Annotated in this window: 1 pseudogene; it reads left to right on the forward strand. The window is 32.6% G+C overall.

Annotated elements, in window-relative coordinates:
• Positions 1–307: pseudogene (locus N7603_RS08980) on the forward strand (RNA-guided endonuclease TnpB family protein); the annotation flags it as partial.

Below are 307 nucleotides of genomic sequence, written 5' to 3' on the forward strand. Positions count from 1 at the left end.
GATTCATTGTCTCTTTCAAATACCCAACTCAATCTCGAAAAAGCCTTTAGAATGTTCTTTAAACGTAAACAAGACTTACCTAAGTTCCACTCTAAGAAACAAGACTATGGGTATACAACCAATCTTGTAAATAATAACATCGTTCTATTAAAAGGCTACATTAAACTCCCTAAACTGGGTGATGTTAAAATCAAACAACATAGGGTGATTCCTAGTGAAATGACTTTAAAGAGTGTAACCGTATCTAAGAGTAGTACGGGTAAGTATTATGTATCCATACTCTATGAATACAAAAAAGAGATTAAGA

Origin of the sequence: Paracholeplasma vituli (genome assembly GCF_025446935.1) — a bacterium.
Lineage (GTDB): Bacteria > Bacillota_I > Bacilli_A > Acholeplasmatales > UBA5453 > Paracholeplasma > Paracholeplasma vituli.